Source organism: Micromonospora sp. NPDC049101, from assembly GCF_040648675.1.
GTDB lineage: Bacteria > Actinomycetota > Actinomycetes > Mycobacteriales > Micromonosporaceae > Micromonospora.
In genome coordinates this window covers 35,914-61,107 of record NZ_JBEZED010000004.1, presented here as the reverse complement: position 1 = coordinate 61,107, position 25,194 = coordinate 35,914, and the positions used below count along the sequence as shown (strand labels likewise).

Annotated in this window: 21 protein-coding genes, 2 tRNA genes and 1 pseudogene; 14 read left to right on the top strand and 10 right to left on the bottom strand. The window is 70.3% G+C overall.

Annotated features, from left to right (window positions below; all coding sequences use genetic code 11):
- Nucleotides 1–49: 49 nt before the first annotated feature.
- Nucleotides 50–961 carry a hypothetical protein gene (locus AB0B57_RS06335; protein WP_357065761.1) on the bottom strand — a complete coding sequence of 304 codons (912 nt, stop codon included), beginning with the start codon at nucleotides 959–961 and terminating at the stop codon, nucleotides 50–52.
- Nucleotides 958–1,482 (bottom strand): SigE family RNA polymerase sigma factor, encoded by a 525-nt coding sequence (locus tag AB0B57_RS06330; protein WP_357066525.1) that lies wholly within the window; start codon nucleotides 1,480–1,482, stop codon nucleotides 958–960. Before AB0B57_RS06330 ends, AB0B57_RS06335 begins: the two co-directional genes overlap by 4 nt.
- A 156-nt stretch (nucleotides 1,483–1,638) precedes the next feature.
- On the opposite strand from AB0B57_RS06330, the gene AB0B57_RS06325 reads away from it, so the two are divergent.
- On the top strand, nucleotides 1,639–3,168 hold the full coding sequence (locus tag AB0B57_RS06325; RefSeq protein ID WP_357065759.1) for a peptide deformylase: 1,530 nt from the start codon (nucleotides 1,639–1,641) through the stop codon (nucleotides 3,166–3,168).
- Between the two features lie 68 nt (nucleotides 3,169–3,236).
- Here the strand turns inward: AB0B57_RS06325 and AB0B57_RS06320 are convergent, their stop codons facing one another.
- Nucleotides 3,237–4,352, bottom strand: coding sequence for a globin domain-containing protein (locus tag AB0B57_RS06320; protein ID WP_357065755.1), 1,116 nt, complete (start codon nucleotides 4,350–4,352; stop codon nucleotides 3,237–3,239).
- A gap of 145 nt (nucleotides 4,353–4,497) precedes the next feature.
- On the opposite strand from AB0B57_RS06320, the gene AB0B57_RS06315 reads away from it, so the two are divergent.
- Complete coding sequence (locus tag AB0B57_RS06315) at nucleotides 4,498–5,268, top strand: CPBP family intramembrane glutamic endopeptidase (RefSeq protein WP_357065752.1); 771 nt, start codon at nucleotides 4,498–4,500, stop codon at nucleotides 5,266–5,268.
- 4 nt (nucleotides 5,269–5,272) lie between these two features.
- On the opposite strand, the gene AB0B57_RS06310 is transcribed toward AB0B57_RS06315, so the two are convergent.
- A complete protein-coding gene (locus tag AB0B57_RS06310) occupies nucleotides 5,273–6,856 on the bottom strand; it encodes a hypothetical protein (protein WP_357065749.1) in 1,584 nt (527 codons plus the stop codon).
- Nucleotides 6,857–7,001: 145 nt separating this feature from the next.
- Here AB0B57_RS06310 and AB0B57_RS06305 point away from each other — a divergent pair.
- Nucleotides 7,002–7,092, top strand: a tRNA-Ser gene (locus tag AB0B57_RS06305).
- A 35-nt stretch (nucleotides 7,093–7,127) separates the two neighbouring features.
- A tRNA-Arg gene (locus AB0B57_RS06300) sits at nucleotides 7,128–7,200 on the top strand.
- Between the two features lie 490 nt (nucleotides 7,201–7,690).
- Here the strand turns inward: AB0B57_RS06300 and AB0B57_RS06295 are convergent.
- Nucleotides 7,691–8,701, bottom strand: coding sequence for a M6 family metalloprotease domain-containing protein (locus AB0B57_RS06295; RefSeq protein WP_357065746.1), 1,011 nt, complete (start codon nucleotides 8,699–8,701; stop codon nucleotides 7,691–7,693).
- An 893-nt stretch (nucleotides 8,702–9,594) separates the two neighbouring features.
- Here AB0B57_RS06295 and AB0B57_RS06290 point away from each other — a divergent pair.
- From AB0B57_RS06290 to AB0B57_RS06275, 4 genes are all read left to right on the top strand, one after another.
- Nucleotides 9,595–10,860 (top strand): alpha/beta fold hydrolase, encoded by a 1,266-nt coding sequence (locus tag AB0B57_RS06290; protein WP_357065743.1) that lies wholly within the window; start codon nucleotides 9,595–9,597, stop codon nucleotides 10,858–10,860.
- Nucleotides 10,861–11,118: 258 nt separating this feature from the next.
- Nucleotides 11,119–12,150: a pectinesterase family protein gene (locus AB0B57_RS06285; RefSeq protein WP_357065740.1), complete on the top strand. Its 1,032-nt coding sequence runs from the start codon at nucleotides 11,119–11,121 to the stop codon at nucleotides 12,148–12,150.
- Nucleotides 12,147–13,649, top strand: coding sequence for a cellulose binding domain-containing protein (locus tag AB0B57_RS06280; RefSeq protein ID WP_357065738.1), 1,503 nt, complete (start codon nucleotides 12,147–12,149; stop codon nucleotides 13,647–13,649). Before AB0B57_RS06285 ends, AB0B57_RS06280 begins: the two co-directional genes overlap by 4 nt.
- Before the next feature lie 34 nt (nucleotides 13,650–13,683).
- Nucleotides 13,684–14,934 (top strand): cellulose binding domain-containing protein, encoded by a 1,251-nt coding sequence (locus AB0B57_RS06275; RefSeq protein ID WP_357065733.1) that lies wholly within the window; start codon nucleotides 13,684–13,686, stop codon nucleotides 14,932–14,934.
- Nucleotides 14,935–15,219: 285 nt separating this feature from the next.
- Here the strand turns inward: AB0B57_RS06275 and AB0B57_RS06270 are convergent, their stop codons facing one another.
- Entirely contained in the window at nucleotides 15,220–15,849 is a 630-nt protein-coding gene (locus AB0B57_RS06270) for a TetR/AcrR family transcriptional regulator (RefSeq protein ID WP_357065730.1), read from the bottom strand.
- 60 nt (nucleotides 15,850–15,909) lie between these two features.
- Between AB0B57_RS06270 and AB0B57_RS06265 the strand changes: the two genes are divergently transcribed.
- From AB0B57_RS06265 to AB0B57_RS06250, 4 genes and pseudogenes are all read left to right on the top strand, one after another.
- A complete protein-coding gene (locus tag AB0B57_RS06265; protein WP_357065729.1) occupies nucleotides 15,910–16,212 on the top strand; it encodes a hypothetical protein in 303 nt (100 codons plus the stop codon).
- The gene (locus AB0B57_RS06260; protein WP_357065726.1) at nucleotides 16,209–17,204 is read left to right on the top strand and encodes an ATP-binding cassette domain-containing protein; all 996 of its coding nucleotides are present in this window, start codon (nucleotides 16,209–16,211) and stop codon (nucleotides 17,202–17,204) included. Before AB0B57_RS06265 ends, AB0B57_RS06260 begins: the two co-directional genes overlap by 4 nt.
- Nucleotides 17,201–18,025 carry an ABC transporter permease gene (locus tag AB0B57_RS06255; protein ID WP_357065722.1) on the top strand — a complete coding sequence of 275 codons (825 nt, stop codon included), beginning with the start codon at nucleotides 17,201–17,203 and terminating at the stop codon, nucleotides 18,023–18,025. Before AB0B57_RS06260 ends, AB0B57_RS06255 begins: the two co-directional genes overlap by 4 nt.
- A 22-nt stretch (nucleotides 18,026–18,047) precedes the next feature.
- Nucleotides 18,048–18,467: pseudogene (locus tag AB0B57_RS06250) on the top strand (class I SAM-dependent methyltransferase); the annotation flags it as partial.
- 297 nt (nucleotides 18,468–18,764) lie between these two features.
- Here AB0B57_RS06250 and AB0B57_RS06245 read toward each other — a convergent pair.
- Both AB0B57_RS06245 and AB0B57_RS06240 read right to left on the bottom strand, forming a co-directional pair.
- On the bottom strand, nucleotides 18,765–20,564 hold the full coding sequence (locus tag AB0B57_RS06245) for a HAMP domain-containing sensor histidine kinase (protein ID WP_357065719.1): 1,800 nt from the start codon (nucleotides 20,562–20,564) through the stop codon (nucleotides 18,765–18,767).
- A complete protein-coding gene (locus tag AB0B57_RS06240; RefSeq protein ID WP_357065716.1) occupies nucleotides 20,564–21,253 on the bottom strand; it encodes a response regulator transcription factor in 690 nt (229 codons plus the stop codon). Before AB0B57_RS06240 ends, AB0B57_RS06245 begins: the two co-directional genes overlap by 1 nt.
- A gap of 97 nt (nucleotides 21,254–21,350) precedes the next feature.
- On the opposite strand from AB0B57_RS06240, the gene AB0B57_RS06235 reads away from it, so the two are divergent.
- Entirely contained in the window at nucleotides 21,351–22,544 is a 1,194-nt protein-coding gene (locus tag AB0B57_RS06235) for a peptidoglycan-binding domain-containing protein (protein WP_357065714.1), read from the top strand.
- Complete coding sequence (locus AB0B57_RS06230; protein WP_357065711.1) at nucleotides 22,541–23,755, top strand: ABC transporter permease; 1,215 nt, start codon at nucleotides 22,541–22,543, stop codon at nucleotides 23,753–23,755. Before AB0B57_RS06235 ends, AB0B57_RS06230 begins: the two co-directional genes overlap by 4 nt.
- Nucleotides 23,756–23,778: 23 nt before the next feature.
- Here the strand turns inward: AB0B57_RS06230 and AB0B57_RS06225 are convergent, their stop codons facing one another.
- On the bottom strand, nucleotides 23,779–24,243 hold the full coding sequence (locus AB0B57_RS06225; protein WP_357065708.1) for a hypothetical protein: 465 nt from the start codon (nucleotides 24,241–24,243) through the stop codon (nucleotides 23,779–23,781).
- 240 nt (nucleotides 24,244–24,483) lie between these two features.
- Nucleotides 24,484–25,149, bottom strand: coding sequence for an alpha/beta hydrolase family protein (locus AB0B57_RS06220; protein WP_357065705.1), 666 nt, complete (start codon nucleotides 25,147–25,149; stop codon nucleotides 24,484–24,486).
- Between the last annotated feature and the right edge of the window lie 45 nt (nucleotides 25,150–25,194).

The window sequence follows — 25,194 nt, the reverse complement described above, 5'->3', positions numbered from 1 at the left end:
GGGGAGGCCCCGGACCGCGTACCGCGATCCGGGGCCTCGTAAACGCGACTCAGTCGTTCAAGCCGCAGTCCTTCGCCGGGGTGGGCTGGCAGGGCAGCTTCCGGTAGTCGGCCGGAGGAGTCACCGTGACCTTCGCCAGGTTCGCCTCGCTGCGGGGCAGCCACTCGTAGTCGCTGGTGGTGGTGCCGGTGAACAGTTTGTTGATCACCCGCACCGGCCGGTAGGAATCCGCGTCGACCCAGATCTGCATGGACTCCTCGGCGGCCTTCGCCGCGTCCATGGCGCTGTCCGGGCCGCCCAGCCACTGCAGGTGCAGGGTCTGCCTGCCGTTCAGCTGCTCCTTCCCGACGAGCGTCACCTTCCCGCTGTCGACCGCGCGGTTCAGGTCGGCGGGGTTGAGCGACGGCGGCAGGTGCTGGACCTGGTTGGTGTCGAGGGGCTTGAGCGAGCTGATCTGGTAGGTCCACCACTTCTTCTTGTCGTGGTTCAGCTCGACGGCGGTGGAGCCGTCCAGCGCCAACGTGTACGAGCGGACGTCGCCGAACAGGATCTTGTTGTCCTGCCGATCCCGCTTGGTGGAGGGGTCGGCCCAGAGTTCGATCGAGCTCGCCGGCTTGCCGTCACGGCCCTGGTGCTGGGCGGTCTCGTGCTGGACGTACCCCGGAAGTTCACTCAGGGCGGTGGCCGTCTGCTCGGCGACGTAGCCGACGGTGATCATGTCCGGCCTCTCCGCCGTGGTGCCGCCGCCTCCGGTGCCGCCGGGAGTGAGGGCCAGCGAGGCCCCCAGCGCCACGGCGGCGATCACCGGCGTGGCGACGGCGAGGCCCAACGCCCGGGTACGGCGCCTGTTCCTGCGGTGCAGGGTCTCGGTGAGATCTGCTGGTGCGGTCATCGTGTACATCTCCTCGTGGAGCCGGTCGCCCAGCAACCGGCCAAGCTGTTCGTCGTCGAGAGCGGTCATCGCAAGGTCCTTGCCTCTTCGGTCTCGTGAAGGTCGCCGAGTAGTTCGCGCAGCCGCGCCAGCGCACGGGAGGTGTACGACTTGACCGTTCCGATCGAGCAGCCGATCAGCTCCGCCGTCTGCTCGATGGAGAGGTCTTCGAAGTAGCGGAGCACGATCACCTGTCGCTGCCGCACGGGAAGTTGTGCGAGCGCGGCGGCGACCGTCTGCCGCTCCCCGATGCCGTCGAAACCCGCATCTGTGGAACGGAACGCATCGGGGTTGTCCGGCAGCACGGTCTCGCGTGGCCGCCGCAGGAGATCCCTGATCCGGTCCCGGGACAGGTTGACCATGACCTGCCGGACGTACGGCTCAGGTGCCTCGCGGGCCTTCGACCAGCGACGCATCGTGCGGAGCAGGGCGGTCTGCAGCAGGTCCTCGGCGTGGCCCCGGTCCCCGGTGAGGAGGTACGCGAGCCGCAGGAGCGCTGCCGACCTCTGCTCGACGAAGCTGTCGAAACTCGGATCAACTCTCACGCGGATAAGGACTCCGGACGCTCGACGGGGGTTGCCATGAACAGCCACTGTCACAACCGACGTTCGCCGGTGAACTGTCAAGTGATGTGTCGAAAACATGCCAGATATGTGTGCACTTGGCCACGGAACGTGAAACTGATACTCCCGGCCGCGAGGAAGCCGATGACGACCTCACCCCTCGAACGGGCTGCCGAGTCCTTCGCGGCCGAGCTTGCCCGCCAACGCACCGGGCGCGGGCTGTCCAAGAAGCAGTTGGCCGTCCTCATGGGGTTCGACCCGTCCTACGTGAGCCACGTCGAAGGGCGCCGGCACCGCCCGACCGAGGACTTCGCCCGCCGTGCCGAGGCCGTCCTCGAAGCCAACGGCGCGATCTGGCAGCGCTTCCGGGAGTACAACGACCTCCGGCACGCCCGCAGCGGTCAGCCGCACCGCGAGTCGTACCAGCCCGGGCAGTGGCTGCCACCCGGCACCGGCCTCGTCGTGGAACGGGAGCTCGCCACCCTCACCCACACCGACGCCGGCTACCGGTGCGTCATCCACCGTGAGCTGTACAACGCCGGGACCGAGCCGGTCACCCGTTACCTGGCCCGGGTCGCCGTCGACCGCTACCCGAACGATCCCGGCCGCTCCAACCGACACCACCGGGAGCACCAGCTCACGTTCGCCGAGCTGCAACTACAGGCCCGTCGAGACGACGGCAGCGGCGACCCGGAGCCGATGCACTGGCGAGCCAAGCACGACCGGGACGCGTTCAAGGAGATCTGGCTGCTCTTCGAGAACGGGGAACGGCGCTTCCCGCTCTATCCGGGCGACCGGGTCACCATCGAGTACGAGTACAGCGTCGGGCACGAGAAGTGGGGCCCCTGGTTCCAGCGGGCCGTCCGGCTACCCACCCGACACCTCGCCGTCCGCCTGGACCTGCCCACGGCGCTCGACCCACAGGTCTGGGGCGAGGAGACCTCGCTCTCCGCCGAGGAGGGCCCGCTGCGGACGGCACCACAGCGGCACGACGAGGGTGACCGGGCGATCTACGAATGGCAGACCGACGACCCGCCGCTGAACGCCCGCTACCGGATGCAGTGGCGCTTCCGTGCCCGCCCCGACACCGAACCAGACCCCGGCCCCGGTGGTGTCCGGGTGCGGCCCAGCGACCGGATGCGCGGCCTCGGCATCGTGCAACGCGGCGCCGACCTGCTCCGCCAACACACCCGCCCGTTCGACCTGCCAGCGGAGGAGCAGGTCGCGCGGGACGTCGTCGACCGGCTCACCACGACCCTGGCCCGACTCGACGAACTACACCCGTTCAACAAGGGGGTCGGCGTCGCCGCCCCGCAGTTCGGCATCGGCCGGGCCGCGGCAGTGGTGCGGCCCCCGGACCGCTCGGCCGAGCCGGTCGTGCTGCTCAACCCCCGGGTGGTCGACGCCGCCACGGACACCGACGAACAGTACGAGGGCTGCCTGTCCTTCTTCGACCACCGAGGTCTGGTGCCCCGGCCGCTGCGCCTGGACGTGGAGCATGCCCAGTGGGACGGCAGCCGGATCATCACGTCGTTCGAGTTCGGCATGGCTCGGCTTGTCGCACACGAGATCGACCACCTGGAGGGCCGGCTCTACGTCGACCGGATGGCACCCGGCGTGCCGCTGGTGCCGGTCGAGGAATACCGGGAGACCGGGCACCCCTGGCGCTACTGACCAAGAAGGGACCGGGGCGCGTGCCCCAGGGGGCGGGGGCACGCGCCCCGGTGTGGGGGGAGGAAGGTCTAGAGGTCACCGAAGGTGTCGTAGCGGATGTGTGGCGGTGGCACCTCGTCCGCGGCAAGCACCCGCAGGGTGGACCGGACCATCCGCGCCGAGCCGGAGACGTAGCAGTCGTGCGTGGTCCACGGGCCGTACCGGGCCACCACATCCGGGATGTCGCCCAGCTCACCGTCGAAGTCCGGGTCCTCGCTGCACGCCGCGGTGACCGACAACCACGGGTGCGCGGCGACCAACTCCTGCAACCCGACCAGGCCGTACAGGTCGGCTGCCTGCCGGGCACCGTAGAAGACGTGCACCCAGCGGGTGCGGTTGCAGGTGGCCAACTCCTCCACCAGCGCCTTGATCGGTGCCAGGCCGACCCCGCCGGCCACACAGAGGATGTCCCGTTCCGAGGAGCGGTCCAGGATCATCGACCCCATCGGCGCCGCCAGGCGGAGCAGGTCACCCGGCCGCACCCGACGCACCAGCGCGCCGGACACCCAGCCAGCTCCCGGCGACCGCACGTGGAACTCCAGCACGTTGTCGTCGTTCGGGGCGTTCGCCACCGAGTAGTTCCGCCACTCCCGGGGGTGGTGGCGCGGCACCTCCAGGCTGACGTACTGCCCGGCCTTCCAGCGCAGTGGATGCTGCAACGCCCGGCAGGTCAGCACGGCGGTGTCCGGGCCGTACCGTCTGTGGGTCAGCACCTCGGCGTGCCAGAACGGCGGGCCGTCGTCGTCGGTCGCCCCGGCCACCATCAGCGCGGCGACCGCACCGTACGCCTCCCGCCACGCCTGGTCGTACTCCAGGTTCCAGCCGTCGCCGGCGGTGCTGCGCAGCGCGTCCAGCAGCGCGACGCCCATCGTGGCGTAGTGCCGATCGTCGACGTGGTACTTCCGGTGGTCGCGGCCCAACGCCCGGAGAAACTCGTCGAAGCGCTCCGGGTCGTCGACCGAGTGGATCGCCGTGATGATCGCTTCCAGGAGCCGGTCGCCCTGGCCGCTCATCTGCACCGGGAAGAGGTGCCGCAGGGCGGGGTCGAGCAGGAACACCCGGGCGTAGAAGTGGGCGCTCAGCCGAGCCCGATCGTCCTCGACCAAGGTCCAGCTCTCCTTCAGCAACCGTGCGAGGTTGTCCACGGGGCGCTCCTCCTCCAGTCGGCAGCGGATCGGGCGCCCATAGAATCTCCACGGAGAGTGTCGACTGGTCGCACAGAATGTGCGATCCGCTCATGCTGGCTGGTCAGTCGTGTCACAGGTGCCGGTCGTCGGGCAGAGTGGTGCGGTGACAGTTGAGCTGACCCGCCCGGTGTCCCGCCGTGTGCTGGGCACCGAAACGCTGCTGGTCCTCGGCCTGTCCCTCGGCCAGTCGGCGGTCTACGCGCTGGTCTCGATCATCGCGAAGTTGACCGCCGAGGGTCCGCTCTCCAAACAGACCGCCTCGCTGAACACCTCAGCGTCGCCGCGGCCCTGGCTGGACCTCACGTACCAACTGCTCGGCATCGTGTTCGCGCTGCTTCCGGTGCTGCTCGCCGTACACCTGCTCAGCCGGGACCCCGGCGACCCGGCACGGACCCTCGGCGTGGACGTGCGGCGGCCCGGCCAGGATCTGGCCCGTGGCGCCGGCCTGGCCGCGCTGATCGGCCTACCCGGGCTGGCGCTGTTCTTCGTCGCGGCCCAGCTCGGCCTCAACGCCACGCTGGTGCCGGCCGCGCTGCCACCGGTCTGGTGGGCGATCCCGGTGCTGATCCTCGCCGCCGTGCAGAACGCCGTGCTGGAGGAGGTGATCGTGGTCGGCTACCTGGTCACCCGGCTGCGCCAACTCCAGTGGCGGCTCGCCGCGATCATCGCGGCCAGCGCGCTGTTGCGCGGCTCGTACCACCTCTACCAGGGCTTCGGCGCGTTCGTCGGCAACGCGGTGATGGGCGTGATCTTCAGCCTCTTCTACCTGCGAACCCGGCGGGTGCTGCCGCTGATCATCGCGCACACCCTGCTCGACGTGGTCGCCTTCGTCGGCTACGCGGCACTGCCCCGGGAGTGGTTCGACTGGCTCTGACCGGTCAGCGCGGCCGGTAGACCGCCACCGTCCGGGCCGCGAGCCGGTCGGCCGCCGCCGCGTCACCAAGCGCCGCCGCGAGCACCGCCGCGCCCGGCAGTAGCCGGGCCACCAGCCGCAACGCCACCCAGCCACCAGCCTGCGCGGTGAGCGGCGCGGCCAACCGCCAGGCCGCCTCCGCCGCCCGCGGCCAGGGCCCCTCGACCGGATCGCCCGCCGTCTGCGCCGCAGTCAGGGCCTCCCGTGCGCTGGCCGCGTCCGGATGCACCTGGGTCAGCACCAGCAGCTCGACGGCTCGATCGGGATGTGCGGGATCCTTGCCGTACACCGCCGCCAGGTGCAACACCAGGTTCGCCTGCGTCCACAGCACCGAGGCCAACTCGGCGAGCGGCGCGAAGAACCCGGCCAACGCCGCGGTCGCCCCACCCGCCCCCGCCGCCCGCACGTACCGCCGGGTCACCAGCCGGGCCAGGCCGTCCGCCGGAGCGTCCGGATACCTGTCGCGCAGCCGCGCGACCCAGTCGGCCGCGCCGGGCCCGAGCGACCGCACCGCCGCCAGAGCCAACAGCTCCGGCGCGAAGCCCGGGTGATCGAGCACGCGCGCGGCGACCGCCCGCAGCTCCGATTCCGGGGTACGCCCCGGCACCGTTTCACCGACCAGCGCCGGGGCCGCCGTGGGTTGTGGTGTTGGGGTGCTCTGGGGTGGGGGCGCTGCGGTCGGTGTTGCTGGAGTGGTGTCGGTGGGCGCGGCGTGCTGCGGCGGGGTCGGTGTTTGGGTGGGTTCCGTGCGCGCGGGGCCCCGGGGCGGCGTCGCCGCGAGTTGTGGTGCCGGGGTGGTTTCCGTGGGGGCGGCGCTCCGGCGCGGGGTCGCGGCGCGCTTGGCGGCCGAGGCGGTGCGCCTGGCCGGGGTGGCGGCCTGCGTCGTCGGGTTGGTCGCCTTCTCGGTCGGGGCGGCCGCCCTGGTGGGCGCGGCTCGCTTGGCCGGGGTGGCTTTCCTGCTCGACGCGGCCCCCTTGACCGGGGCGGTCGTCGTGCTGACCGGGGTCGTGGGTTGCTCGCCCGGGGTTGGCGCTTGTCCGGCCGGGCCGTCCGTCGTGCCGGCGACTGCGGGGTCGGCCGGGGCTGCGGCGGTCGACGTCGCGGTCTTCCGAGCGGTGGCCTTACGAGGTGTGGCGCGGGCCGTCGGCGTGCGTGCCGGCGGTGCGGTGGATGGTGGCCGGCTGCCTGCCGGTGGGCCGCCCTGGTCGGCTGCGGGTGGGGTCGTTTCGGGTGGGCCGCCCTGGTCGGCGGGCGTGGCCTCGGCGGGCGGACCGGCCTGGTCGGCGGCGGGTGCGGCGCTTCGCGAGGACGACGAGCGGGCCGGCTGCCGAGGCAGCGGGCGGTCCGGCTCCGGTGGCTGGAAGAGCACCGCCGGGGCGGCCTTGGCCCGTCGAGGGCGCGGGCTCGCCGGGGCGGCCGCCGGTGGTGCCGCCGTCTCCCCGGGCTGCTCGGCGGCGGTCGGCGGTGTGAAGGTGGGCCGCGGGGAGCGCCGACGCGCCCGTTCAGCAGGCTCTCGACGGGTCGACTCGCTCGGCGGCTGCTCCTGCATATCGATGGAGCGTAGTCCCGATCACGCCGCCGCACAGCGTCGAAACACGGGGGCGGGCGGCTGCGGTGGGCGTACCCCGGAAGTCGTTTTGCTCCCGGCGGGGGGCGACCTGTATTCTCGGGCGCGGTGGTCTGCGGATCACCAGGGAGACTTCGCCTAGTCTGGTCTATGGCGCCGCACTGCTAATGCGGTTGGGGTCTTAAAGCCCCTCCCGGGTTCGAATCCCGGAGTCTCCGCGCGAAAGCCGGGTGTGTAGACTGGCTGAGCACGAGCGCCCGTAGCTCAATGGATAGAGCATCTGACTACGGATCAGAAGGTTAGGGGTTCGAGTCCCTTCGGGCGCACAAGATCATCAGGGGTCCGACCCGCGGTTGAGCGGGTCGGGCCCTTTTTGCTGTCTGGCTCTTCGCGACCGTGGCTGTCACGTGGGTGTGCTGTGGGTGTCGTCGTTTGTGCTGGCCTGCCACCGCGCTTCGGCGTCTTGACCTGCGACTTCGTGCCGTGAGCGGGGAGTGGCTGGGGTAGGGGCACCTGTTTCGGTCGGGGGTTCGGCGATGGTGGCGAGATGGACAAGGCCTAGCGGAGCCGGCCTCTGAGCCCGGATCGCCTGCCCGACGGCGCCGACGTGAGGCCGCCAACCACCCACCGGTAGCAGCACAGGGCTCGGGACTTCGCCCGGTGGCACTCCAAGCGGTCAGGGAGCGAATCGACCAACATCTGCGGGTCCCATGCCACGTTGGCCTCGGTGTACGACTCTCGGCTGGCTGGCCGGGCACGTCGTCCGGCCCACCCGGGAAGGCATCCCAGGTGGGCCGGACAGCGGCTATCCGTGCGTTAGGGGACAGTGACCTGGACGCTGCGGTTGGACCCGGAATGCTCGGTCACCCGGACCGTCACGCCGGCGACGGTGACGGCGTGGTTGACGGCCGTGAGGGTGGCATTGGCGAGTTCGGCCGCACGCGCGTCGCAGCCCGCGATCGTCGAGTTGGGCAGCCTGTCGGCGACGCGGATCGGTCGCGGACCGCCCGGGACGGGGGTGTTGCTGCCCGGCGGGATGCCGCCCCCGCCGACCTTCGTGGTCACCTGGTACACGAGCACCCCCGGCTGGAAGCAGGAAGAGCTCACATCGAGCTGGCTGACCTGCCGGTTCTCGACCACGACCGCGTCGCGCTCGCCAGTACGGACCACCAGCGCCTTGGTGCCGCCGCTCGCGCCCAGCGGCGTCAGCGTGGCGGTCGTGCTACCCGAGCCGGCCTGGCAGACGATCTGGTTGTCGGCCAGCCAGCCGAGCTTCCACTTGTGCCAGGCGAGCAGATCGGGCGCGGGACCGGAGATGAGCCCCATCAGGTCCCAGCCGCCGGCCGCCTGGTGCTGGTCGGCGGCGTACGAGTAGAGGTCCGGCAGCCCGAAGACGTGGCCCGTCTCGTGGTTGAGGACCTTGTAGCCCCAGTGGGACAGGTCCTGGCCGAACGTGGCCCCGTGTCGCAGCTCGACGCCGTCGGCCCACGCACCCCAACCCACGTTCGCGATGAACGACGGCGAGTTGGGTATCGACGACGCATTACTCGGGGCCACCACGTAAACGAGGTCGTACTGGCTGAAGTCGATCGCCGCGTTTGCGACATTCACCGCGTCCTGCACGTACGCCCGTTGGGCGTTGAAGTCCACGTTGTAATCGCTGTACGCGGTCTGGGAATTCGGCAGCTGACGCCACACCGTGTCGAAGGTGAGTTGGAGCGTCATCCCGCCGTACGAGGACTGGCTGAACCAAGCCGGCGCACCCGACAGCAGGCTCGTCCGCTGCGCCAGCTCGCCGGCGGGCGGAGTCACACCAGGAAACCGCACGAACAGCACGATCCCCCGCAACGTACCGGTCGGTTGGAGCCAGCGTCCATAGTCGGTCGGTCCCTCATGCTCGTTGTAGACGTCGGCAGCGGGTAACAGGCAGTCCGCCGGCGACGCCGGAACCGCCGCGGCCTGGTTCGGCACGGCCGGGCGGGCTGTGGGCGGGGCCGATTCCGCCGGGGTCGCCGTGATTACGAGGGCGACGGCGACCGCCGCCGAGACGCCAGCGACCGCTCTCGATCGGAGAGACATTCGCATCCGGATCCTCCTATGCGTAGCGCTAACTGCTCACAGAGCCGATCCTGCCAACGGGTTGGCGGGTTCGCGTCGGCAGAAGTTGCCTAGTTATTGGGGCGGCTGCGGTCGTGTTTCGTTCGGACGCCGACGCGGCAGCAGGCGGGCCGGTATGTCTCGGCGCTGGCCTGTGGGGCGCCCAAGCGCAACGGGTGGGCCATCGCGGAGCAGGTCGGGACCGCGGGTCGCGTCTACGCGGCTGTGACCGACTTCGACACAGGCTCTGGCCGGAGATCAGGGCCTCGAAGCTGGTCGGGCGCCGTTGTCAGTCGAGGACCGTCGAGCGAGCGGCGACCAGGGGCGCGCGGAGCAGTGTTGAAGAGCCACGTTGCGGTGTGGGGGCCTGCGCCCTAGCGTGTACGACAAAGATAAACAGGAGTCAATGCTCGGGGGCGTGAATGCGTGCGATAGCCGCTGTCGTTGTCGCTTGCCTGGCCATGACCGTCGCCCCAGCCCCAGCCCCAGCCCCAGCCCGAGCGGCCAGCGGGGCGACCCTCGCGTGGCGGGCCTGCCCAGGTGTCGATGACACGCGCCTGCGCTGCGCCACCGTCCAGGTGCCGCTCGACCACGCGCGGCCAGCCGGCCCAACGATCGACATCATGATCTCTCGGCTCCCCGCGACCGACCCGGCGCTTCGCCGCGGTGTGCTGATGACCACGGGCGGCGGGCCGGGTGGTGCCGGTGTCCCCGAGCCGCTGAACCTCGCCGCCATCGTCGATCCCGCGGTGCGTGCCCGGTACGACATCGTCGGGTTCGACATGCGCTTCGTCGAACGCAGTACTCCGATCACCTGTGGCCAGCCGGAGGAGGAGCCGGGCGGCTACTGGGTGCGCACCGCGACATACCAGTCCCTGAAGGACACCGCCGCGCAGGCCCGCGAGTACGCCCGCGCCTGCGCCCGGCACGCCGGCTGGGCGCTGCCGTTCGCCACGACCGCACAGGCCGCCCGCGACATGGACGTCATCCGGGCAAGCCTCGGCGAGCGGAAGCTGTCCTTCCTCGGGGGCTCCTACGCGGCGATGCTCGGCGTCGCGTACGGCACACTCTTCCCGCACCGGGTGGACCGGTTCGTGCTGGACAGCCCGGTCAACTACGACCTCGCCTGGCGTCCCTACGAGCTGAACCGGATCCCGGCCTTCGAGGAGAACTACGCCGCTTTCACCGCGTACCTCGCCGAGAACAGCGCGGCGTTCGGGCTCGGCGCGACGCCGGCCGAGGTCGTGGAAACCCTGAGCCAGGCTCTCGCCGAGGCGGCGATCGAGCCGATCGTGGCCGGGGATCACGCCTGGACCACCGGCGAGCTCGGCTCCCTGATGGTCATCGCGACGTACTTCGAGCAACTGTGGCCGGTGGTCGCGACCAACCTGGCCGCCATCCTCGCCCGCACGCCGCCGCCGATCCCGCTCGACCCGCGACCGGCCGCCCTGCCCGGGACCCCGGGCGTGCCGCCGGACAACCACACCGCGGTCAACATGGCCTTCCGCTGTGGCGACAACGCGTGGCCGCGCGACCTGGCGACCTACCGCCACGACTTGGCCCACCTCGGCACCCGCTATCCCGTCTTCGGCCCCTCGATCGCCAACCTCAACCCCTGCGCCTCCTGGTCGGTGAGCCAGGACAACACTCCGCCGCTTGCCAGCAACCGGGCGCCGCCGGCGCTCGTCGTCGCCGCGCTGCGCGACGCCTCGGTGCCGCCGGCCAACTCGATCGCGACGGCCCGGTCCATCACCGGCTCCCGGCTGGTCACCGTGGACAGGCAGACACACGTGCCTCTGCTCAGTGGTCAGGCCAACGCCTGCCTGACCGGCACGGTCACCGCGTACCTGGTGCACGGGCACCTACCGAGGCGGAACACCGCCTGCTAGGCCGCGTGTCGGAGGCGGGTGCGCTGGTGGGTGCGTGGAGCCGCGTCGGTGGGCGCCGGTCAGCTGGCTCGGGCCGGCCAGCATGAACTCGTCCGCGTCGGCCCCGGACGATCCAGGCCCCGGTCGTACCCATCTTTATATTTCCGTTTGTCGATGTTAGCGTTAACTTCTGTCGTCGTCTGCCGGCCTGCGTGATCTTCGGCGGAGGGCCTGTGGGATCGGAGAACGCTTATGACCACGTCCGGCAGGATTCTCCGGGTGCGCTCGGTGGCGGCGGTGACGGTGTGCGCTCTCGCCGCCGCAGTTCCGATGGCCTCTGCCGCGTCCGCGGCCGCGACCATCACCGTGGCCGCCGACGGCAGCGGCAACTACACGACCGTGCAGGCGGCGATCGACAGTGTCGCGGCGAACAACGGCGTCCCGGTCACCATCACCATCAAACCCGGCACCTACCGGGGCGTGGTCACCATTCCCGCCAACAAGCCCCACCTCACGTTGGCCGGGGCCGGCGGCTCCGCCGCCCAGGTGGTGATCGTCGAAGGACACGCGTCCGGCCAGACCAAGCCCGGTGGCGGCACGTACGGCACGTCCGGGAGTGCCTCGGTCTTCGTCAACGCCAACGACACCACGATCAAGAACCTGACCATGTCGAACGACTTCAACGAGGCCGCCAACAACCTCGACGCCGAGCAGGCCGTCGCCGTGCACACCTCCGGTGACCGGGTGCAGTTCGACACCGTCCGGATCCTCGGCAACCAGGACACGCTGCTGGTCAACGCACCGAGTGTCAGCGCGGTCCGGCGTCTCTACGTCCGGAACTCCTACGTGGAGGGCGACGTCGACTTCATCTTCGGGCGGGGCACCATGGTGTTCCAGAACGGCACCGTGCACTCGCTCACCCGGGGCTCCTCGTCGAACAACGGCTACGTCACCGCCGCGGCCACCGACATCAACAACAAGTTCGGCTTCCTGTTCTGGGGAACCACACTGACCAGCAACGCTCCCGCCAGGACCGTCTATCTGGGCCGGCCCTGGCACCCGAGCGGCGACGTCAACGCCCGCGGTCAGGTCCTCTACCGGGGCGTCGCGATGGGCGCACACATCCGCACCGATCCCTGGACCGACATGTCCGGCTTCTCGTGGAAGACCGCCCGGTTCGCCGAGTACGGCAGCACCGGGGCCGGTGCCGGCATCAACGCCAACCGGCCCCAGATGAGCGCCTCCACCGCCACCCAGTACACACCCACCGCCTACCTGGCGGGTTACGACGGCTGGAACCCGATCCGATGACGAAGATCCGCGCCCTCGAACCGGGTCATCGTCTGGTGCGCCCGCGCACCAAACTCGGGACATTGGTGAACGCGCTGACGAGGACACGTACCGCGGCGCTCATCGCGGTCGCGGCCGGGGTGCTCGCCGCAGGTCTGCCGGTCCTCAGCGCCGAGGCCGCGGTCGGTGACGGCACACCGACCGACTCGAACATCAGCTTCGTCGGCCGGTGGAACAAGACGAACACCTCGGCGTACGTGCCCTACTGGGCCGGCGCCTACCTGCGGGTCGGATTCACCGGCAAGACGGTGAAGATCAGGCAGCGCAACACCATCCAGCTGTGGGCCAGCATCGACGGTAGGGCGTTCACGTCCTTCACCGGTTCCGGCACGATCAACCTGACGCCGACCGCCCTGGCCGCCGGCAACCACACGTTGATCGTCAGCTACCGGCAGGTGGCCGGCTCCTACACCGGTGACGCGGTCTTCCAGGGGCTGATCATGGATTCGGGCGCGCGAACGTTCCAGCCGCCGGCCCGCCCCAAGCTTGTCGAGTTCGTCGGTGACTCGATCACCGCAGGCGCCACGAGCAGTCAGCTCGCCGTGACGGACTACGGCTTCAAGGTCGGTGAGAGGCTCGGCTACGACCACACCCAGATCGCGATCGGTGGCATGTGTCTGGCCGAGACGACCGATGGATGCTGGGCGCAGTCGACGCGCTACTGGATGTCGTCCGGTGGCCAGGTCGGCACCGACCAGTGGGACTTCTCCCGCTACACGGCCGACGGCGTGGTGATCAACCTGGGCACCAACGACAAGAGCCACGGCGTGAGCGCCGCGGCCTTCCAGGCGACGTACACCACCTTCCTCACGAGGATCCGGGCCAGGTTTCCGAACGCCAAGCTCTTCGCCATGCGGACGTTCATCGGTCGTTATGCGGCGGAGACGGAGGCGGCGGTGCGGGCACGAAACGCCGCGGGCGATGCCAACGTGTTCTACGTGGACACCACCGGCTGGCTGCCGTCCGGCGGTCTGAGCGACTCGGTGCACCCGAACGACGCTGGCCACCAGGCCATCACCGACCGGCTGGCCCCGGTCCTCAGCGCCGCACTGAACACGACCCCGTCCCCCACGCCCGCGCCGACCAGTCCCGCGCCGACCACGCCCGCGCCGACCAGTCCCGCGCCGACCAGTCCCGCAGGCGGAGACTGCGCGGTCAGCTACCGCAAGACCGGTGACTGGGGTACGGGTGCCCAGTTCGACGTGACGCTCAGCAACACCTCCACCGTCCCGGTCGACGGTTGGACACTGACCTGGTCCCTGCCGGGCAGTCAGCGGATCACGCAGTCCTGGAATTCCACGGTTACCCAGTCCGGCGCCGCGGTCACGGCGGTGAACGTCTCCTGGAACGCGGTGATCCCGGCCGCCGGTTCGACAAGCTTCGGATTTGTCACCGACAGCCCGCTCGGCGGAGCCACAGGTTTCGCCCTCAACGGCTCCCCGTGCACCGCCGCCACGTGATGGCGAGCTCTCCGATCAAGGCAGGAGTGACCCGATGAAGGTTCGCCGATCGCGTCTCGTGGTCCTGGTGGCAACGGTCCTGACCGTCGTGGCCGGCGGGCTCGGCTTCGCCACCGCCCAGGCCGCCACCCCGGCGTGCGATGTCGCCTACCGGGTCACCAGCCAGTGGACCGGCGGGTTCGGAGCCGATGTCGTCGTCACGAACCTCGGTGACGCGGTGACCAACTGGGCCGTGGGTTGGAGCCTCGCCCCCGGGCAGGGAGTGACGCAGGCGTGGAACGCCGCCGTCACGGTCACCGGCACGGCGGTGACCGCCACCAACGTGAGCTACAACGGTGCCATCGGCACTGGCGCCTCGGTCAACTTCGGCTTCACCGGCTCGTGGAGCGGCAGCAACCCGGTGCCGTCGTCGTTCTCGTTCAACGGCGTCACCTGTGCCGGTCCACCGACGCCCACGCCGACGCCATCGCCGACGTCGACGCAAACACCGACGTCAACACCAACGCCGACGGCAACGCCGTGCCCCAGCCCGAGCACGCCACCGGTGACGCCCTCCGACTCACCGGCACCCGCGCCGGTCAAGGTGTGGATGGCCGGCGATTCCACGATGATGAACGCCAGTTCCTGTCCGATCGGCTGGGGCAGCCAGTTCGCGTCCTACCTCACGTCGAACGTCACAGTGCAGAACAGCGCCGTCGGCGGTCGCAGCATCCAGACGTGGCTGTACGAGGGCAACGTGACAGCCACCAAGAACTCGGCCGGCGAGTGCACGCTCAGCTCGACTGCCTACAGCGCGCGGTGGGCGGCGATGCTGAACAACGACAGCGGCTTCAAGGCCGGCGACTATCTGATCATCCAGTTCGGCATCAACGACGGTGACTCGGCCTGCCCGCGGCACGTCGGCACCAACCGCTTCAAGGAACTGCTCGGCGTGATGGCTACGGCTGCCAAGGCCAGAGGCGTGAAGCCGATCTTCGTCACCCCGGTCGCGGCGATCACCTGCAGCGGCAGCACCGCCGTCGGCAATCGCGGTTTCGTCACCGAGACAACGGCTGCGGCCGCCGCCAACGGCGTACCGGTCATCGACCTGCACGCGAAGAGCGTGGCGCTCTACAACACGCTCCGACTGTGCCCGAACAACGGTAACTACTCGACGGGCGCGGTCGGTGCGTTCTTCTGCAACGACCACACCCACTTCGAGGCCGCCGGGGCCAGACAGATCGCCGGCCTGATCGCCACCGCCCTCCGAGCGCAGAACATTCCGCTCGCCGCCCACCTGAGGTGACAGCCACCCCTCCAGCCATGTGACCCGGCCGCACGACGTGACCCTGCCATCATCGGGGCCATGGGCGACTGGGAGCAGTTCCGCCACGAGGTTTCATGGTTCCTCCGACCCGGAGAGAGCGTCGCGGTGGATAGAGGTGTGCGCCGCGACATGGCACCAGCAGTAGGCCAGTGCGGGAGCCGACACGCCGAGTGAGAGCACTACTGCCGATTCCACGCGATCACGGTCGTCCGGCCAAGCCCTGGACGGCTGGTCGGCGAGATCACCCGGGCAGGCGACCCTGCGCTAACGGCACAGCTGCGCGTGCAGGGTGTCGTATACCCACTGCTCCCAGCGGTCTGGAAGCCAGCCTCGGTCGCGGATGAACAGCAGGTACAGCTGCGGGCTCAGCAGGCCGTAGAGCAGGTCGGCGGCGTGTTCGACGGTCAGGTCTGCCGTGGCGCCGGGCTTGGCGACGAGGCTGCGCGCGGCTGCGGTCTGGACTTCGAGGCGCGGATCGGTGTCCTGCTGCCACATCCCGGCCAGACTTGGGTCCTGTGCTCCGGCAGCGCGTAGGACATCCATGATCGGTGCCACCCGCTGAAGCACCTCGCAGGTGCCGGCCACATGTGCCCGCAACTGCGCCTCGGCGGTGTCAGCCGCCAGAGCGTCGCGGAACCAGGCCCGCTGCATCGTGGGAATCGGCTCGTCGTCACCGGCGATGGTGACGTCAACCAGCTCCTTGAGCAGCGACGGCTTGTTGCCGAACGCGAAGTAGATGGTCTGCACCGCGACACCGGCCCGCTCCGCGATGCCCTGGAGCGTGGTGGCCCCGTAGCCCTGATCGACGAACAGCTCGTACGCAGCCTGCAGGATGCGCCGCCGAGTCTGCCGCGACTTCTCGCCCTTTTTGCCGGTGCTCTTGACCAGTGGCATGACTGCACTGTAACACTAGAGCTCAACTCTAAAAATGAGCTCTATAGAAGGGGTGCAGCAATGTCTCTCATCCGGACCACCCGGTTCACCGCCGACGCAGCGGAGGCCGACCTCGTGCTGGAACGGCGCGGCCAGCTCATCGCGGCGATCAGAGCGCAGTACGGCGGCCCGACCGAGACCAGGCTGATCCGCGTCGACGAGCGGACCTGGGTGGACATGTGGCGGTGGGACTCGCCGGAAATCCTGAGCGCGGCCCTGGCCGGCGCGCCGCACCTGCCGGAGGCCGCCGCCGCCTTCGCCGTCGCCCGCGATGTCACCGCGGAACAGGGCGAGCTGGTCGCCGAGGACGGCTGGACCCGATGACCAGTTCCAGCCCGCTCGCCGTCGAAGCCACCGGCCTGGTCAAGACGTTCGGCGGCACGCGCGCTGTCGACGGCATCGACCTGAACATCCCCGCCGGCACGGTACATGCGGTACTGGGCCCCAACGGCGCCGGCAAGACGACCACCATCCGGATGCTGGCAACGCTGCTGCGCCCGGACGAGGGCACCGCCCAGGTGTTTGGCCACGACGTGGTCCGCCAGGCCGCCGCCGTACGGGACCGGATCAGTTTGACCGGACAGTACGCCTCGCTCGACGACGGCCTCACCGCCCGCGAGAACCTTGTCCTGCTCAGCCGGCTGCACGGTTACTCCCGGGCGGCCGCGGCGAACCGGGCTGAGGAGCTGCTGGCCGCATTCGCCCTGGCCGAACCGGCTGACCGGCTGGTCAAGACGTACTCGGGCGGCATGCGGCGCCGGCTGGACATCGCCGCCGGCCTCATCATCACACCCGACCTGCTGTTCCTGGACGAGCCCACCACCGGACTGGACCCACGCAGCCGCAACGACGTGTGGACCATGATCCGCGGCATCGTCGCCGAAGGCACCACCGTTCTGTTGACCACCCAGTACCTCGACGAGGCGGACCGGCTCGCCGACCGCATCGCCGTCATCGACCACGGCGGGCTCGTCGCCCAAGGCACCAGCGGCCAACTCAAGGCCGCGGTCGGTGGCGGCACGCTTCGGGTACGACTGGCCGAACCTGGCGTCCGGCCAGCCGCCGAACAGGTGCTGGCACGGGCGTTCGGTGACTGCGTAGCGCTGGACGCCGACCCGGTCGCCCTGACCGCGCTACTCCCGGAGGCGGGCCCTGCGGGCGCCGCGTCCGCAGCACAGGCGCTGGCCGAACTGTCCCGGGCGCAGATCGAGGTCACCGAGTTCACCCTCGGCCAGCCGAGCCTCGACGAGGTGTTCCTCGCGATCACCGGCAACCCGACCAGTGTGGACACCAGACCGACGGGAGATCCCGAATGACCACGATCGACACCGTCACCGAGGCCCGCCTGTCCGGTGCGGTGCTCACCCGCGCACGGCCGGCCCGGCCCAACACAGCGACGGCCAGCCTGACGTTCGGCCGCCGCGCCCTGCTCAAGATCAGGCGTACGCCCGTCCAGATCTTCGACATCGCCGTCCACCCGGTCGTGTTCACCGTGATGTTCACCTACCTGTTCGGCGGCGCCGTGGGCGGATCGACCGGCGAGTACGCCGGCTACCTGGTCCCCGGAATCCTCGTGATGACACTGCTGGTGACCACCGGCACCACCGGCGCCGCGCTGAGCATCGACCTCGCCAGCGGCGCGTTCGACAGGTACCGCACGCTGTCGATCCGGCCCGCCGCCCCGCTCATCGGCGCGATGCTCAGCGACGCCGTGCGATACCTGCTCGCCTCCACGGTGGTGATCGGGCTCGGCCTCGCGCTCGGGTTCCGCCCGGACGGCAACGCCCTCGGCGTGGCCGCCGCGGTGCTCCTGGTCGTCCTCTTCAGCATCAGCCTGTCCTGGCTCTGGACCACGCTGGCGTTGGCCATGAGGTCGCCCGGCGCTGTGCTCGGCCTGACCCAGGCGCTGCTGTACCCGCTGTCGCTGTTCAGCAACATCTTCGTCGACCCGGCCACCCTGCCCGGATGGCTGCAAGCGTTCGTCGACGTCAACCCGGTCACCCACCTGGTGACCGCCGCCCGGGACCTCATGTCCGGCGGCACGCCCGGCGGCGAGGTCGGCTGGCTCCTGCTCGCCTGCACCGCGCTGACGACGATCTTCGGGCCGCTGTCGGTGCGCCTGCTGCACACCAGATAGCGATCAGGAGAGGACCGAACCGATGATCGACACGACAACCGCCAAGCAGCGTTGGCTCGACGCCCGCTGGCCGTTCGTGCGCGCCCACCTGCCACCGGCACCGGCCCGCGTGCTGGAGATCGGATGCGGCCCGGAAGGTGGCTTCGTCCCGGCCATGCGGGAGCAGGGCTTCGACGCCGTGGGCGTGGACCCGGTGGCACCGTCCGGACCCGGATACCACCGGACGGAATTCGAAGAGCACCAGCTGAGCGGGCCGGTCGACGTGCTCGTCGCCTGTACCTCGCTGCACCACGTCACCGACCTGGACGAGGTCCTGGATCGGGCCGCCGCGGCGCTCACGCCGGGCGGCGTACTCATCGTCGTCGAGTGGGCCTACGAGAGGTTCGACGAGGCGACCGCACGCTGGAGCTTCGACCGGCTGCCCGACAACGGCGAGCGCGGCTGGCTGCACAGCCACCACGAGCAGTGGCGCACCTCCGGGCAACCCTGGCACGACTACCTGGAAGGCTGGGCCGGGCGGGAGGGCCTGCACCGCGGCGACGCGATCAGCCAGGCGCTCCAGGCCCGCTTCCACACCAGGCTGCTCACCCACGCACCGTACTTCTTCCCCGACCTGCACCCCGTCAGCGAAGCCGACGAACAGGTGGCCATCAACGCCGATCGGATCCGGGCCACGGGCATCCACTACGTCGCGACCTGGGGAACAGCCACGGCTGGTGGCTCGGTGACCGGCCGAGGATCACACGGTCAGGGGCTGCGTGACAGGTATCCGGACGGTGAAGGTCGACCCGACGCCGAGGGTGCTGTCGACCGAGATCGTGCCGCCGTGCGCCTCGGTGAGTTTGCGGGCGATCGCCAGGCCCAGTCCGCTGCCGCCGGTGCTCCTGGCGCGGGAGCTGTCCGCGCGCCAGAACCGGTCGAAGATCTTGGGTGTGTCGTCGGGGGCGATGCCAGTGCCGGTGTCGGCGACCTCGACCGTTAGTTGGCCGTCGGTGACCCGGGAGGCGATGGTGACGGTGCCACCGACGGGAGTGTGTCGGATGGCGTTGGACACCAGGTTGCCGACGAGTTGGCGCAGCCGTACCGGGTCGACGACCACCTCCGGGTCGCCCTGCGCCTCGGTGCGCAGACGTACGCCGGCGGTGTCGGCGGAGCCACGGTGGGCGTCGGCGACCTGACCGAGTGCGTCGTTCAGGTAGACCGGTTCGGGGTGCATCCGCAGGGTGTCCGCGTCCGCGGACGCGAGATCACGCAGGTCGTCGATGATGTGTTGCAGTTGCACGGTCTCGTCCAGCAGGAGGGCCAGCAGTTGCGGGTCGGCGGGGGCGAGGCCGTCCTGCGCGGCCTCCAGCCAACTGCGCATGTTCGTCAGCGGGGTGCGTAGCTCGTGGGCGACGTCGCTGACCATCGCCTTGCGTTGCTGCTCGGTACGCTCCCGGCGCTGCGACAGGTCGTTGAGTGCGGTGGCGAGGTAGCCGATCTCGTCGTTGGTGGTGACCGGCACCCGGGCCTGGTCCTGGACCGGTCGGCGGGCCGCCTCGGTGAGTGTGCGCAGCGGGCGGACCAGACGGGCCCCGACCAGGATCGTGACCAGGATTGCCAGCAGCAGGACGGCGCCGGTGACCGTGGCGATCCGGATGATGTTGGGCCGGGACAGGTTGAACGTCGGCTGTGTCGTGCCGTTGGCCGGGTCGGTGACGAACAGCAGCGCGGGCGGGGCGACATACGGTTGAAGTTGGGTCTGGCGCGACTTCAGCACGCAGGCGTTGACCTCGCGGCCACGGGTGACGCTGCCGCGCTTGCCGACCTCACCGAACGTCGGCGTGAAGTCCGTCTCGATGGCCAGTTTCGCCTCCGCGGGATCGGCTCCCAGGCAGGCCAGGGTCATGTCTCTCAACGTGGACAGGGCGACCTGTTCGGTCCTGGTCAGATCATCGAGTGTCTTCTCGTTGCCGCAGGACAGCGAGGTTGTCCGTGGTTCGCCGTCCGGCCAGCGGACCGCGGACCGGCCCGTCGCCGTCTCGACCACCTCTGCGGGCACCCCTTCGACCCGCAGGCAGGAGGCCAGCCGGTCCGCGGCGGCACGTAGTTCCCGTCGCTCGGCACTCTTCAGCCGGTAGGGACCGACCGCGCGGGGATCGATGCGCTGCGTGCCGCCGGCCAGTTTCGGATCGAGGCGCAACGGGTCCACGGTCGCCGAGGGTCGGGCCGTGTCCAGCGACGGCCCGTCGGCCGAGTCGGCGATGACCTGCCGGTCTTCGGTGGTCAGGGTGATCCGGCGGCCGAGTTTGTGGGCCTGCTCGTCGACGATCGGCCCCACCCCGGACCAGTCGGTGTGGGTCGCGGCGTAACCGAGCAGCACGTCGTAGACGCTTGTGTCGTCGGACAGCGACCGGCCCTGCTCCTGACGGACCGCCCGGGTGGTCGACTGCACCACGAGCCACGCGGTGGTCACGGTGGCGCAGACCGCCACCAGGATCGAGGTGGCCAGCAGCCGGACGATCAGGCTCCGGCGCAGGGGTACGCGGTGGGCACGCATCAGGTCGGGCCGCTGGTCAGCTTGTAGCCGATCCCGTACACGGTGAGCAGTTGGGCCGGGCGTCGCGGATTGGCTTCGATCTTGCGACGCAGATTCATCACGTGCACGTCGATGGTCCGTTCCGTGGAGTCGCGGTCCAGGCCGCTCGTGTGTTCCAGGAGCTGGCCGCGGGTGAAGACCCGATCGGGTTGCTCGGCCATGGCGGCGAGAAGGGCGAACTCACCGGGGGTGCAGTCGACCCGTACCCCACCGGCGGTCACCTCGTGGCGATGCGGATCGATGCTGAGGCGGCCCACCCGGCGTATCCCCGCCGGGTTCGGGGCACGCCGGGCCCGGCGCAGCAGGGTCCGGACCCGGGCCGTCAGCTCACGAGGACTGTAGGGCTTGGTGAGGTAGTCGTCGGCGCCGAGCTCAAGACCCAGGATCAGGTCGTCCTCGCTGGAGCGGGCGGTGAGCATCAGCACCGGCACCTCGGATTCGCCGCGCAGGATGCGGCACACGTCGAGGCCGTCGAGGTGCGGCATCATGACGTCCAGCACCACCAACTCCGGTTGCCGGGCTCGAACCTGGTCGAGCGCGGACCGCCCGTCGTGCACCACGACCGTGTGGTGCCCGTCGGCCTGGAGATACCGGCGCAGCACCTCGGCCTGGCGATCGTCGTCCTCGGCGACCAGCACGTATGCGCACATGCGGCCGACTATAGGACGGGGGCGGTGCGGATCTCGCCGCCCGAATCGTGGCCGAGGCCTAACAGGTTCCTCACAGTGCGCGGCCATGATCGCCGCCATGTCGAAGACAGTACGGACCTGGCTGGCTGCCCTCGTGGCCGTCGCCGGACTGGCCGGCGCAGCGGTGGTGTGGGCCGGACGGCCAGCCGCGACCAGGACGCCCCACGACAGGCCGGTCGCCGTTGACACCACACCGATCGTCAGGACGGACCTGTCCACCGCCGAGGCGTTGCCCGGCGATCTTGGCTTCGGCACCGCACAACCGCTCAAGGGTGTGCGGGACGGCATCGTGACGTGGCTGCCATCCCCGGGAACGACGATCACGCGCGGCAAGCAGCTCTACCGCGTGAACAACCGGGCGGTGCCGCTGTTCTACGGTGCGATGCCGCTGTTCCGGACACTCGGTGAGGTCAACACCGTCGGGCCCGACGTCCAGCTGGTCGCCACCAACCTGCGGGCGCTGGGTTACGCGATCGGTGCGCAGCCGCGTACCGGCGCATCGATCGTCGTCGCCGACGCGGACCCGCAGCCGGCCCCCGCGGCGGGTGGCGAGCCTGCGTCGCGGCCGTCCACCTCCCCGAGCACCTCGGCGGCCCTGCCGCCCACGACCAGGCGGGTCGTCGTCGGGGCGGACGATGACGTACTGACCACCGCGATGACCAGTGCGATCCGGCGCTGGCAACGCGACAACCGACTGCCGGTCACCGGCCGCATCGACGTCGGGGACGTCCTGGTGCTGCCCGGCGCGATCCGCGTCGACTCGCTCGCCGTGCAGCTCGGTGATCCCGCCCAGGCCCCGCTGATGGCGGTCACGCCGACCGCGAAGGTGATCACCGTGCCGGTCGAGGCGGCCCGGGCCGCCACGATCAACCGGGGTGACACGGTCACCGTCGCCCTGCCGGAGGGTGCCACCACGGGAAAGGTCACCGCCGTCGGCACCGCGCTGAAGGTCGAGGAGGGCGGCTTGGACGGGGCGCCGCCGAAGCTCACCGTCACGGTCACGGTCGACGACCCGGGAAAGATCGCCCGCCTGGACTCCGCGGAGGTGCCTGTCGACTTCGTGGGCGAGACCCGCGAGGGGGTGTTGGCGGTGCCGGTCGGTGCGCTTGTCGCGCTCAGCGAGGGCGGGTACGCCGTTCAGGTCGCCGGCGGCACCCTGGTCGCGGTCGAGACGGGCATGTTCGCGAAGGGGCTCGTCGAGATCACCGGCGAGGGCCTCACCGAGGGGACGAACGTGGTGACCACCTCATGAGAACGGCCGGGATGCGCGGAGACGCCGTACGTCTGACACCCCTGGACCTGCTCGGCCTGGGCCTGCTCGGGCTGCGTACCCGCAAGACGCGGGCGGCGTTGTCGGCGCTGGGCATCTCCATCGGCATCGCCACGATGATCATCGTCACCGCCATTCCGGCCTCCAGCCAGGCGGCCCTGATGCGGGAACTCTCCGCCCTGGGCACGAACACGCTGCAGGCCGTGGGCACCCCCAACCAGGACCCGCCGGTGTTGCTGCCGAAGGAGTCGGTGGGCATGGTCGCCCGGATCGGCCCGGTCACCCGGGTCAGTGCGGTCGCCAACACCCACACGCTGGTACGTCGCTCCGATCGCACCGATCCGCGGGACGGCTCCGGGCTGACCGTCCTCGCCGCCCGCCTCGATCTGCTGCCCGCCATCAACGCCCGGGTCCAGATCGGGCAGTGGCTGACCACGGTCACCGAGAAGTTCCCGACCGTGGTGCTCGGCTCGGTGGCTGCGGCCCGCCTCGGAATTCCCGACGTGCCCCGGGGTGGACCGGGTCCGCAGGTGATGATCGGCCGTACCTGGTTCACCGTGGTCGGCATCCTGGCCGCCACCCCGCTGCTGCCGGACATCGACAGGTCCGTGCTTGTCGGCTGGCCGGCCGCCGGTGAATTTCTCAGCTTCGACGGCCACCCCACGGTCCTCTACATCCAGTCGTGGGAGGCGTCGCTGGAAGCGGTACGTGCCGTCCTGCCGGAGACGATCCATCCCGAGCAACCCGGGCAGGTGCAGGTCAGTCGCCCGTCGGACGCACTCGCCGCGAAACGCGCCACCGAGAACGCGTTCTCGGCGCTCTTTCTGGGCCTGGCCGCGGTGGCGCTGCTGGTCGGCGGGATCGGCGTGGCCAACACCATGGTCATCTCGGTGCTGGAACGTCGCTCGGAGATCGGCCTACGCCGGGCGCTGGGCGCCACCCGTGGTCAGATCCGCGGCCAGTTCCTCACCGAATCGGTGGCACTGGCCACCCTCGGCGGCATCGCGGGCACCGCCCTGGGCGTGCTCGCCGCGGCCGGCTACGCCGCCTACCACGGGTGGCCGGTGGTCGTCCCGCTGTCCTCGACGGTGGCCGGCCTGGCCGGCGCGGTCCTGGTCGGCGTCCTCGCCGGTGTGTACCCGTCGATGCGTGCCGCCCGACTGACGCCGACCGAAGCGCTGGCCACCACGTGACCAGCGCTCCGGCGGCACAGGCCCTAACTCTGCGCGGCGACCTCGCGCTCGCAGTCGTCCAGCAGATCGCCGGTCATCGAGATGGAGCCCGCGTCGTTGCCCGCGCCGCCAGCGGCGACACCGACACCGCCCGGTGCGGCCTCGACCTCCTTGACCCCCTTGCCCTTCAGGCACTTCACCACATCACGCGTGAAGTCCTTGGCCTGCGGGTTTGCCGAGTCCAGCTCCCAGGGCGGCAACGGCCAGTAGGTCTCGCAGGCTTTCTGCGCCCTGAGCTGCTCCTTCGGAGCGCCGTCACCGCTGGCCCATCCCGACGTCCCCTTCTCGTCGGTGATGCCCTGAGCCTTCATGCACTTCTTGTACGGCTGTAGGAGCGCCTGATAGTCCGCTTCGGTGTCGTCGAGGCGCTGCCGGGGGCGTTCCTTGGCAGGTGCCGACGCGGATGCGGACCCGGCGGCGGAGGTCGAGGGCTTGGCGCCGGTGGCCACCTGAGGCGGTCGCGCCTCAGGCTCCCCGCCGGAGCAGCCACCGAGACCGAGGACTGCGACAAACGTCAGCAGACCGAGGCCCGCAGATCTCACCGTCACTGTTTCTCCCTTGCTGAGCGTGAACGTGCAGCAAGGATCACGAAGAGTTGTCAGAAAGCTGTGAGGCCCGGAAACCCGTGGTCAACCTCGGGACCGGGGACCACGGTGGGTGGCCACGGGCAGCGGGACGACTGGTGTGGTTCATGCGCCGACCAGCAGCGCGGCGACCGCCTCCGGGGCCTCGCGCATCGCGTCGTGGCCGGTCGGCAGGTCGTGGACCTGCCAACCGGGATCAGTGCTGAGTCGAGCACGGAGGTCAGCGAAGGGCGTCCGGTCCCAGCCGGAGCAGTAGACGAACTCGCGTCTCGGGACCTCGGCGACAGCGCCGGTGAGCCGGATCGTTTGCAGGAACGAGGCGAGAGGGTGGGGGCGGCGCCGGGGATCACCGCCCTCGGGTGGGCGGACCGCGTAGCCGGTGGCCGCGGCGCCGGCCGCGAAGACTTCCCGGAAGTGCTCGCTCGTCGCCGACCAGCACGACTCGCCGTCGAGCGGTACGTAGGCGTCGAGATGCACCAGTCGTGAGACCCGGCCGTCAGCGCGGTCCGCCGCGGCGGCGATCACCATCCCGGCGTAGCTGTGGCCGACGAGCGTCGCGCTGGTGATGTGGGCGCGATCGAGGTGTCGCAACACGTCGTCGGCGTGCGTGTCGAGGTTGGCGGTCGCGACCGTCGCGTTGTCGTCGTCGGGCCGCAGACCGGTCAGGGTCAGGGCGTGCACGGTGTGACCAGCCCGCTCCAGCAGCGGAACCACCGCCTCGAACGCCCAGGAGCCCTTCCACCCGCCGGGCACGAGGACGAACGTCGCCATGGGGTTCTCCTTCTCTTGAGCTGCGGCATCGAGGTACGCCGCATC

Bases quoted from the DNA above. Each gene is read 5' to 3' on its own strand.
- AB0B57_RS06335 (WP_357065761.1), bottom strand. From the start codon at position 961: ATGACCGCTCTCGACGACGAACAGCTTGGCCGGTTGCTGGGCGACCGG.
- AB0B57_RS06325 (WP_357065759.1), top strand. From the start codon at position 1,639: ATGACGACCTCACCCCTCGAACGGGCTGCCGAGTCCTTCGCGGCCGAG.
- AB0B57_RS06310 (WP_357065749.1), bottom strand. From the start codon at position 6,856: ATGCAGGAGCAGCCGCCGAGCGAGTCGACCCGTCGAGAGCCTGCTGAA.
- AB0B57_RS06290 (WP_357065743.1), top strand. From the start codon at position 9,595: ATGATCTCTCGGCTCCCCGCGACCGACCCGGCGCTTCGCCGCGGTGTG.
- AB0B57_RS06280 (WP_357065738.1), top strand. From the start codon at position 12,147: ATGACGAAGATCCGCGCCCTCGAACCGGGTCATCGTCTGGTGCGCCCG.
- AB0B57_RS06275 (WP_357065733.1), top strand. From the start codon at position 13,684: ATGAAGGTTCGCCGATCGCGTCTCGTGGTCCTGGTGGCAACGGTCCTG.
- AB0B57_RS06270 (WP_357065730.1), bottom strand. From the start codon at position 15,849: ATGCCACTGGTCAAGAGCACCGGCAAAAAGGGCGAGAAGTCGCGGCAG.
- AB0B57_RS06265 (WP_357065729.1), top strand. From the start codon at position 15,910: ATGTCTCTCATCCGGACCACCCGGTTCACCGCCGACGCAGCGGAGGCC.
- AB0B57_RS06260 (WP_357065726.1), top strand. From the start codon at position 16,209: ATGACCAGTTCCAGCCCGCTCGCCGTCGAAGCCACCGGCCTGGTCAAG.
- AB0B57_RS06255 (WP_357065722.1), top strand. From the start codon at position 17,201: ATGACCACGATCGACACCGTCACCGAGGCCCGCCTGTCCGGTGCGGTG.
- AB0B57_RS06245 (WP_357065719.1), bottom strand. From the start codon at position 20,564: ATGCGTGCCCACCGCGTACCCCTGCGCCGGAGCCTGATCGTCCGGCTG.
- AB0B57_RS06240 (WP_357065716.1), bottom strand. From the start codon at position 21,253: ATGTGCGCATACGTGCTGGTCGCCGAGGACGACGATCGCCAGGCCGAG.
- AB0B57_RS06235 (WP_357065714.1), top strand. From the start codon at position 21,351: ATGTCGAAGACAGTACGGACCTGGCTGGCTGCCCTCGTGGCCGTCGCC.
- AB0B57_RS06230 (WP_357065711.1), top strand. From the start codon at position 22,541: ATGAGAACGGCCGGGATGCGCGGAGACGCCGTACGTCTGACACCCCTG.
- AB0B57_RS06220 (WP_357065705.1), bottom strand. From the start codon at position 25,149: ATGGCGACGTTCGTCCTCGTGCCCGGCGGGTGGAAGGGCTCCTGGGCG.